The organism is Streptomyces sp. NPDC050564 (genome assembly GCF_044457265.1).
GTDB lineage: Bacteria > Actinomycetota > Actinomycetes > Streptomycetales > Streptomycetaceae > Streptomyces.
In genome coordinates, this window is the sequence record NZ_JBITGS010000098.1 from 1 (window position 1) to 7,706 (window position 7,706).

A 7,706-nucleotide genomic window follows, 5' to 3' on the forward strand; every position below is an offset into this window, starting at 1 on the left:
GGCGGCCCGACACCATCACACTACCCCCCGCCCGGGGGGGGGGGGGGGGGTGGGGGGGGCGGGGGGGGGGGGGGGGGCGGGGGGGGGGGGGGGGCCCCCCCCCCCCACGGCTTGGCACCGCACGATGGCCAAGGCAAGACAACATCCGGGCCACCGAGCGGGGGGTCTATGCGGCCGCCAGTTCTTTCAGCAGCTCCTCGAGGCTGACGACGCGGAAGCTGGACAGGCGTCGCACCATCTGCGAAGCGAGGAACGTCTCAAGGTTCGGATGCCCGTAAGGCAGAGCGTGGTCCGGCCGCGCGACGACGTGTACGCCCGAGCTGTTGCGGCCGTAGAGAACGCCGCCCACGCCGTACAGCGGGGCGCTGTGGGCGAGGAAGACGATCGGGTCACCGGCCAGGTGCGGGCACAGCTGTGCGGCGGCCGGTGCGTGCTGCGCGCACACCGGCGGCTGATTCGTCAGGATCTGCGCCTGGGTTGGGTCCTGGTTCCCGCGGCCGGCCAGGAAGATGTAGCCCAGGCGCGTCCGGGCCTGCCGCGTGCACACCTGACACCGCAGATGCTGCATGGTCACCATCTGCCGGTGCGGGTGCATCATCTTCCACTGAGGTTCGCCCGTCGGCATCCTGTTCTCATCGGCCGGGTTGAACGCGCAGCGCGCCCACAGCACGCCCCGCATGTCCCGGTCCCGCTGGGGGTTCTCGTCCGCGTAGTAGAGCCGGTGCCGACCGGGCGCGAACTCCAGGATGCGCAGGTTGTCCGGCGCCGCCTCCTCGCCCTTCCGCTGGACTACATACGGGATCAGGGGCGAGCGATCTGTGGTGGCACGCACGAAATGATTCGTCCCTCTTGGCCGGACGGGCGGGAGGTACGGGAGCAGTGGACCGAGCATTAGACCGCCTCCTTGAGGCACTTGATCGCACCGAGGCGCTCATACAGCTCGTTGGCGAACCAGGCCAGTCGGCGCAGGTGGCCAACGGCTTTCAGGTGGTCGCCCGGCATGTCCTCGGCACGTACCTGGCGGGCCTTCTGAATCAACTGTCCCGCCTCGGGATCTTTCTGGTCGGCCTCGGCCGCGACAGCGATGGCAACCAGTTGCATGAGGTGGCCGCGGAGCCGTTGGGCGTTGTCGTCGACGTCCTCCTGGGCCGGAGCGATGTCGTCGAGCACCGCGCCGACATCGTCGAGGAGGGCCTCGCCGTCGAACGGCTCCCACCCCCGAACCTTGGCCAGGACCGTTTCTAACGCGGTGTGATCTAACGGGGGAGTCCACGCGGCTACGGGTGGGGCGGCTATCACGACTGCCCCCTGTTCGGACCGAGGAGCTGGCACCAGGTGGTACCGCCGGCGTTGCTGGTTCCCCACGTTCCGCCGTTCTCTGTCACCAAGGCATCGACAAGCAGGAGACCTCGCCCCGACTCTGCTCGGTCGTCAACGTTCTTGGGCTCAGCGTTGCCGGGCTGGCCATCGCTGACGACGATTCGCACGGAGCCATCCCGTACGACAACGGTGAGGCTGATTTCCGTAGCTCCGCTGTGAAGCAGCGCGTTGGTCAGCAGTTCCGAGATGATCAGCGTGACGTCGTCCGTCATGGGCTCAAGTCCGCAGTAGCGAAGGCGTGCGGCCGCGATGCGGCGTGCAGAGCCGACCCGGCAACGGTCCTCTCGGCTGGGCGGCGTATCACCACGGCGGGGAGCGACTTCGAAGCTCATCCTCATGACGTCTCCGTCGCGAGGCGCTCGTACGGCTGTCGTTGTCATCACGTCCTCGGTGTCCTCTCGGCCCCGGTTCCGGGCTCGTACTGAACGGCTGCGCCATTTGCCGGTTCGGCAGCTCACGCCCAGTCAACGAGGCCCCAACGGAAGGGAACAGGAAGAGTTCCGGTTTCGTGCACTCCACTCAGGCGGAAGACTTTACGTTCGCATTACCCAAGGCCTAGGCTGCACGGTAACGACGGGACTACCGTCGACACATGGGAGCGAATGTCATCCTCCAGATCCGGATGGAGGCGCTCGGCCTGACCCAGGACGAATTAGCAGGTCAGCTCAACAATGCGCTGCTGCAGATCACGGGCCGGCCAGGGGAAATATCCTCACGCACCATCCGGAACCTGCTCAGCGGCAGGCACCAACGTCCAATCGGGCGCACCTGCGTAGCCCTGGAGCGCGTATTCGGCTGCCCAGTAGAGCAATTAGGGTTCAGCGCACCCAGCTCCATGCAACGCCTCCCGGAGGACCCAGTGCGGCGCCGCGCCTTCATCGCTTCAACCACCGGAACAGCCGCCGCCGCAATGCCGATCGCCCGGCAGCGCCGATCGGTCGGCATGTCCGACGTGGCGCGTGCCGCAGCCGCGATGAACGAACTCGTCGAAGCAGACGATCACCAGGGCGGACACGCAAGCCTCGCCGCCGCAGCCCTCCAAGGCCGAACCGGCGTGTTGGAGCTACAGCAACGAAACGCCAGTGAGCGTGTCCGTCGCGCGCTGTACGCGCTCGCAGCGGAGTACACCACCATCGCGGCCTGGTCGTGCATCGACCTGCGCGAGCTCGACCGAGCACAGACCTACCTCCACGAGTCCACGACCTTCGCCGGCTTGTCGCAGGACCCGGCGACGGGAATGCGCGTCTGGGTCAACATGGCCATGCTCGCCTACCAGCGCAGGAACTGGACGGAGCACCTTGCAGCCGCACAAGCCGCGGAGGCAACTCCAGCCTCCCGTCGAGACCCCTTCTTCGGCTCCATGGGGCGTGTTCGCGTAGCCCTGGCTCACGCAACCCTCGGCGACAGCAGGGCGGCAGAGCGGTCCCTCAGCGCTGCGCAGTCCACTCTCCGAAAGGCCGAGGACGGGGACCACCCGCGGTGGACGGCGTTTTACGGACCGGCCGAACTCGACCACCTCGCGGCGATCATCCTCAACCACAGCGGCAGACACGCCCACGCCGAGGCAGCGGCACACCAGGCGCTGGCCAGAATCCCCCATGCGTTCCGCCGTAATCGTGCTCTCGCAACCTGCCAGCTCGCACTCGCCCAACTCCGCCAGGACGAGCCTGAACAGGCCACACAGGCAGCCGCCAGCGTTTTCGCCATCATGGACGGCTCTCCGCTCCCTGGACGGATGCGTACCTTGATCGGAGACTTTCACCGGGACCTGTTCAGGCTGGCGCCGTCCACGACGTACGCCCGAGACTGGGCAGACCGAATGCGAGATGAATGGAGTCGAGCGTGACCAGCGTGATCAACCTGCGGCACTACCATCGTGAGGAACTCCCGGACGGATTCAAGGAGTTGCTGGTCAGGGTGCACGCTGACGCGTACGCCGACGCCATGGACATGGAGTTCAACCAGCGCTTTCCCTGGTTCGTCGACCATTGGTCAGGCATGGTCGGCTTCACCTGCGTTGTCAGCTATGACGACGGGGAAGAGCCGACTGGCTTCGCTTACGGCGCCCCTCTTCAGCCCGGCCGCGAATGGTGGCGATCCACCGACTACGAACCGAACAACGGCTACGCCGCGACCTTCGCTGTCTCGGAAGTCCTGGTGCGCCCGGGGTGGCGGAAGCAAGGCATAGCTCAGCAACTGCACGACGCACTCCTCTCCGAGCGCCCCGAAGACCTTGCGGTGCTGCTGGTCGACGTCACCCACCCGAAGGTTCAGGACCTGTACCAGTCCTGGGGCTACCACAAGGTTGGTGAGCAACGGCCATTCGCTGACTCTCCTTTGTACTCGGTCATGGTCAAGGGCCTGCACTGACCGGCGGTCGCTCCAGCACCGGTCAGCCGCCCATTTGTGAGCCGCCGGGGTCAGCGGCAGGGGGCAGCTGGCCGACGGGAACGAGACCTACTGCGGCGCCGCCATCGACCTCGTCCGCGATCGGGGCCACCGCCGTCGCCCACCCTCATGGGCAAGGCGGGTGAACGAGACGGGGTGGTCGCCCGGGTGAGGGCTGCGGCGGCTTACGCCGGGCGCGGCCGTGCCTGCACAGCGGAGGCGACCATCGGCCCGGCCTTGGCAGGCCTGCGGGCTTGGGGTGTTCAGGAGGTGACGGCCTGTGCCTCGCCGACGGCGATGGTCTGATCGCTGGTGCGGGTCTCGGTCCACTGCCCGTTGTCGGCGCCAGCGCCCTGGACCTGCCAGGTGATGGTCCAGGTGGAAGTCGCGGTCACGGTGTAGCGGCGCCCGGCCTGGTCGGCGGAGGTACGGACATAACGGTGACCGCAGGGGGGGATTGCGCGTTGCCCATCGATGCTTGGTACCGGGAGCCGGGGCCGTGGCAGACCACGGGGGCCTGGCCGTCGCCCATGTTCCAGCTGATCGAGGACACCTTGGCCGTGGCGGTGACCGCGACAGCGCCCGCCGTGGCAGTGGCGGTGGCCGGCCCATACGTCGTCGCAACGGCGGCGGTGGCGGCGGCGCGGCCTGCTGGGTCGCGGGGCTGCGGCGCGCCGCCACGGCGATGTGTGTCAGCCGCTGGACTGGATACCGGAGGTCTACCACCCGGTGGGAAGCGGCGAGGCCGTCATCCCGGATGCGGTGTGGTCTTCGGCGGCCGCCGTGCCCGAAACTCCGGCCACTCGCAGGCAACCTGCACTGACATGGTGGCGGCAGGAAGCGGGGCGCCCATGCCTAAGACGTGGTCGTTGCACTCTGCCGTCAACACGGCCGGCAATGGCGGAGTATTGGAGCTCGCGTTCGGCCTCTGCGGTCAGGGCCCTTAAAAGCCACCGTTTCGCCTGGCGGTGGCGGTGGGAAAACCGGGTGAGTAGGTCTGCGTGACAAGTCACCCGCATCTGCACCGTCTCCCGTCGGACGTCACCCGTGCAATCAGAAGCGGACTGAGGAGGCGTTCAGCGTGGAGGGGATGCTGTTCGCGGCCCATCGGTCCGAGCGGAGACCCGCCGACCGCTTGCGGTTGGGTTCGCGCGGACGTTGCGTTGACGCCTCGACTACTCGTCGGTCTGGTCGTGGAGCGGGCCGTGCGTGGGACCGGTGCAGCGGCCCTGCCCTCCGGCAGGCCTGGAACGAGGTGCCAACTTGCCCCCAGAGGACGGCGGCAGTGCCTGGGCAGGTTCTGGCCGGGGTGTTGCTACACGATGCCTGTGCTGCGGGCGGCGGTGAGCCATGCGGGGAATTCCTGCAGCAGCCGGTCGAAGAGGAGGTCGTCGCTGACGGTCAGCGGGGTGCGTCCGGCGTGGAAGAAGCCGGCGTTGTCGACGACGCGGCGGTCGGGGACGGCGAGGGTGTCGAGCTTGCGCAGGAACGCGAACTCGTTGTCGGCGGGGTCGCCGAAGCCGATGAACTGCCAGAACAACGGCAGGCGGGCGGCTTTGCAGAGGTAGCGTTCGGCGGCGGGCCTGCTGGTGGGGCCTCCGTCCGTCTGGAAGATCACCAGGGCGGGGGAGTCGCTGGCGGAGTCGAGGTAGTGGTCGATGACCTCGTCCATCGCCCAGTGATAGTTGGTGCGCCCCATGTGCCCGAGGTTCTGGTGCAGTTTGTTGATGCGGCCGCGGTGCCCGCCGAGATTGAGGTCGGTGGAGCCGTCGACGTCGGTGGAGAAGAAGACCACCGGGACGGTCCCGTCGTCGTCCAGGTGGGCGGACAGCGTCAGTACCTGCTCCGCGAGGTGCTGCATGGTGCCGTTCGCATAGTAGGGCCGCATGTAGCGTGAGCGGTCCAGAACGAGATACACCGCGGCCCGTACCCCTTCCAGTCCGTGGTTGCGGACGCTGGTGCCCGCCGTCTTGTAGAGGCTGACCAGGTCCGGGGCTCGTTCCAGCACCTTGGACAGACCGATGGCGGAGGAGTGCTCACCGCGGTTCGTCTCGATCACCCCTACACAGTGCTCTCAAGGCGCAGCCGGGATCCCGGCTTTGCCGACTTCGCTTGCATCTCGGCACTTTCTGATACCGGCGAGCTGGCAGCGTCGGTTGAGCAAGCAGCGGGTGCAGTGCAGCTCTCTCGCACGGCTCGACCTGCGCGGGCGGCTCGTAGCCGCCGTACCGTTTCGGCGCATCCGCGGGGAAGCCGGTGCGACGCGGAGTTCGGCATCTGCCGAGTGCCGGGTGCGCGGGTGTTGGACGTCGCCCGGGCCCCGGCCGCGATGCCGCCCGGCAATCCCCAATGCCGGCTTGTCGCCCAAGGGGCTGCGACCAGCCGTGCGCGCCAGGAATCGTGTGGCTGCCGCGTCCGGCCCGCACTACGGTGCATGGCATGCTGATCAGCGTAATCGTGCGGACCTACACCGGGGAGATCCTGGTGACCTGCACCCACCCGGCGATCGGCTCCATGTGCCGACGAGCCGCGACCTTGGCATTGCCCATGCTCGGCCACGTCGACCCGTATGACGACACCTGGTTCAACAAGTCACAGAGGCGGCTCGTGCTGCCGGAGTTGAATAGCCTGACAGACAGCGCTTCGGCACCGGAAGCCGCGGCCGCAGCCGAAGTGCTCGCCTTGGCCGAGATGCTGGAACGCAAGCCGCATCGCTACCTCATCTTTGTCGGTGACTGACAGCCACTTCTGCACGCTGGCTCACCCTCGAAGCCGGCCAAGCCTGCACCGCCGAGGAGCCCGTACCTGCGCCACAGTCCAGGCTCCGTGAGAGGCGAACGGTCATGTGGCGGGCTGAACGAGACGAAGAGCAAGGGAGCGCAATTCACTACCCCGCCTGGCAATCCGCCGTCCATGTGGGCCTGTTTCTCGTTCTTGGCTTCAGTCCGCCGGCGCCGTGAGTGCGGGCGATACGGGAGGGGGATGGAGTGACGCATCAGTCGGACATTCGGGGATGCTAAGCGATCGATTATAGAATATGTGCACTTTATCTGAATCGATGAAAGTACTTCGAACCGTGGCTCCTTCGCGGTAAAGATGCAGGTCGCAAAGCCTGCTCCCCGCACGCGCGGGGATGGTCCCCGCGAGTCCAGAAACCTCTTGTCCTCGGTGAACTGCTCCCCGCACGCGCGGGGATGGTCCCCGCTAGGTTTTCCACATGCCCCGAGCGAAGCGCTGCTCCCCGCACGCGCGGGGATGGTCCCGTGCAGGCCATCGAGTCCGGCCGGCCCGGGGTCTGCTCCCCGCACGCGCGGGGATGGTCCCCACAGTCATCCCTACCGACCCGTTGTTCGGAGCTGCTCCCCGCACGCGCGGGGATGGTCCCGAGAATTGTCGTACGCGACTGTCGGCAACGACTGAATTTGGGCTCTTCCAAGATTTCCGTGAAGCCGGTCATGAGGCTGTTGCGGCCGTGACTCTGTGTTGTCGACGGTCTGCGGCCACGAGGAGGACGCGCTTGCGGAGCAGGGGGGTGGCCGGCACGGCCCGCCATCTGCCGCTTCAGCATCTTGATGTCCGTGACGCGGCCCTCGACGCAGCCGGAACTCCAGTCTGTGCTCAGCCCGAGGGCAACCGCGTCGAAATCGGTCATGAGCCCGTCGGCGAAGGCGCGGAGGCCGTGGCTCTGGTCCGCATGGGCCGCGGTGATCCAGGCGGGCAGCCGGTCCGCGCTGCGGATGGCCATCATGGCGGCGAAGGACCGGACGTGTCCGGTGGTGGCCTCCAACTCGGGGCAGCGGGCCAGGATCGCCTTGAGTTTCTGCCGGTCGTCGTCACTCACGTGGTCGGGATTGCGGGTGATCCAGCCGGTCACCTTGCGCACCCCCGGCGGGCGTGGTGGCGGTGTGGTGTCGGCCGGCAGACGGCGGAAGCGTTGG

Annotated in this window: 9 protein-coding genes and 1 CRISPR repeat array; of the genes, 4 read left to right on the plus strand and 5 right to left on the minus strand. The window is 67.5% G+C overall.

What is annotated here, in order from left to right; all coding sequences use genetic code 11:
• Positions 1 to 166: 166 nt before the first annotated feature.
• From ACIBK0_RS51515 to ACIBK0_RS51525, 3 genes are read right to left on the minus strand one after another with little or no spacing between them, the layout of a single operon-like run.
• A complete protein-coding gene (locus ACIBK0_RS51515) occupies positions 167 to 832 on the minus strand; it encodes a hypothetical protein (protein WP_399097408.1) in 666 nt (221 codons plus the stop codon).
• Between the two features lie 59 nt (positions 833 to 891).
• The gene (locus ACIBK0_RS51520; protein WP_399097411.1) at positions 892 to 1,299 is read right to left on the minus strand and encodes a DUF6415 family natural product biosynthesis protein; all 408 of its coding nucleotides are present in this window, start codon (positions 1,297 to 1,299) and stop codon (positions 892 to 894) included.
• On the minus strand, positions 1,296 to 1,760 hold the full coding sequence (locus ACIBK0_RS51525) for an ATP-binding protein (protein ID WP_399097414.1): 465 nt from the start codon (positions 1,758 to 1,760) through the stop codon (positions 1,296 to 1,298). The genes ACIBK0_RS51520 and ACIBK0_RS51525 overlap by 4 nt, the downstream gene beginning before the upstream one ends.
• Before the next feature lie 212 nt (positions 1,761 to 1,972).
• Between ACIBK0_RS51525 and ACIBK0_RS51530 the strand changes: the two genes are divergently transcribed.
• Positions 1,973 to 3,226, plus strand: a complete 1,254-nt coding sequence (locus ACIBK0_RS51530) for an XRE family transcriptional regulator (protein ID WP_399097417.1) — start codon at positions 1,973 to 1,975, stop codon at positions 3,224 to 3,226.
• Positions 3,223 to 3,750 carry a GNAT family N-acetyltransferase gene (locus tag ACIBK0_RS51535; RefSeq protein WP_399097419.1) on the plus strand — a complete coding sequence of 176 codons (528 nt, stop codon included), beginning with the start codon at positions 3,223 to 3,225 and terminating at the stop codon, positions 3,748 to 3,750. Before ACIBK0_RS51530 ends, ACIBK0_RS51535 begins: the two co-directional genes overlap by 4 nt.
• A gap of 281 nt (positions 3,751 to 4,031) precedes the next feature.
• Here the strand turns inward: ACIBK0_RS51535 and ACIBK0_RS51540 are convergent, their stop codons facing one another.
• Together ACIBK0_RS51540 and ACIBK0_RS51545 are read right to left on the minus strand one after the other, a co-directional pair.
• The gene (locus tag ACIBK0_RS51540; protein ID WP_399097421.1) at positions 4,032 to 4,163 is read right to left on the minus strand and encodes a hypothetical protein; all 132 of its coding nucleotides are present in this window, start codon (positions 4,161 to 4,163) and stop codon (positions 4,032 to 4,034) included.
• Positions 4,164 to 5,083: 920 nt separating this feature from the next.
• Positions 5,084 to 5,827, minus strand: coding sequence for a vWA domain-containing protein (locus ACIBK0_RS51545; protein WP_399097423.1), 744 nt, complete (start codon positions 5,825 to 5,827; stop codon positions 5,084 to 5,086).
• A gap of 380 nt (positions 5,828 to 6,207) precedes the next feature.
• Here ACIBK0_RS51545 and ACIBK0_RS51550 point away from each other — a divergent pair, with 380 nt between their 5' ends.
• Complete coding sequence (locus ACIBK0_RS51550; protein WP_399097425.1) at positions 6,208 to 6,507, plus strand: hypothetical protein; 300 nt, start codon at positions 6,208 to 6,210, stop codon at positions 6,505 to 6,507.
• A gap of 373 nt (positions 6,508 to 6,880) precedes the next feature.
• A CRISPR array of direct repeats spans positions 6,881 to 7,153; the repeat unit is 29 nt; unit sequence CTGCTCCCCGCACGCGCGGGGATGGTCCC.
• A gap of 265 nt (positions 7,154 to 7,418) precedes the next feature.
• A partial coding sequence (locus tag ACIBK0_RS51555) for a hypothetical protein (protein ID WP_399097427.1) occupies positions 7,419 to 7,706 on the plus strand: 288 nt, incomplete at its 3' end.